Source organism: Nonomuraea deserti, from assembly GCF_004348685.1.
GTDB classification, from domain to species: domain Bacteria; phylum Actinomycetota; class Actinomycetes; order Streptosporangiales; family Streptosporangiaceae; genus Nonomuraea; species Nonomuraea deserti.
On record NZ_SMKO01000418.1, the window covers coordinates 1 to 1,173 of the forward strand.

Annotated in this window: 1 protein-coding gene; it reads left to right on the forward strand. The window is 71.5% G+C overall.

From position 1 onward, the window contains the following. The coding region (locus tag E1292_RS50445; RefSeq protein WP_132606882.1) for a cytochrome P450 at nt 1-1,173 on the forward strand (1,173 nt) is incomplete at both ends.

The window sequence follows — 1,173 nt, forward strand, 5'->3', positions numbered from 1 at the left end:
ATGCCGACGGCGCGTCAGCCCGGCTGTCCCTTCGACCCGCCGGCAGGGCTGATCGACGCCCGCGAGCACGGCCCGATCAGCCGCTTCCCCTTCCCCGACGGGCACCAGGGCTGGCTGGTCACCGGTTACGACCTGGTCCGGTCGATCCTGGCCGACCCGCGGTTCAGCTCGCGCAAGGAGCTCATGCGCCACCACCCGATCATCGACTACGGCGACATCGAGGTCCCCCCGGCGCCGCCCGGCGAGTTCCTCCTCATGGACGAGCCGCGGCACAGCCGCTACCGCAAACCGCTGGTGGGCAAGTTCACCGTCCGGCGGATGCGGCTGCTCACCGAACGCGTCGAACAGGTCACCGCCGAGCACCTGGACGCCATGGAGAAGGCCGGGCCGCCGACGGACCTGGTGACCGCCTTCGCCAAGCCCATCCCCGCCGTCATCATCTGCGAGCTGCTGGGCGTGCCGTACGAGGACCGCGGCTCCTTCCAGCAGCACATCGACACCTTCCTCGGCGGGGAGAGCAGCGACGAGGACCTGATCGCGGCCTACACCGCGACCCAGCGATACCTCGCGGAGCTGGTGGCCGCCAAACGCGCCGACCCCACCGACGACGTGCTCAGCGACCTGCTCGACAGCGACCTGACCGATGAGGAGCTACGGGGGATCGCCCTGATCCTGCTGTCGGCCGGGTTCGACACCACCGCGAACATGCTGGCGCTGGGCACCTTCGCGCTGCTGCGCAACCCGGCGCAGCAGGCCGCGCTGCGCGCCGACCCCGCGCTCGCCGACCGGGCCGTGGAGGAACTGCTGCGGTACCTGAGCGTCGCCAAGACGTTCATGCGGACGGCGCTGGAGGACGTCGAGCTGGGCGGCCACACCATCGAGGCCGGCACGGCGGTCGTCCTGTCCCTCAACACCGCCAACCGCGACCCCGAACGCTTCGCCGACCCCCACACGCTCGACCTGCGCAGGCAGGACGGCGGGCACCTGGCCTTCGGCCACGGCATCCACCAGTGCCTGGGCCAGCAGCTGGCCCGCGTCGAGATGCGCGTCGCCCTCCCCGCGCTGCTCGACCGCTTCCCCACACTGCGCCTGGCCGTCCCGGCTGAAGAGGTCGCCCTGCGCCCCGAGACCGCGGACATCTACGGGGTCAAGAGCCTCCCGGTCACCTGGGAC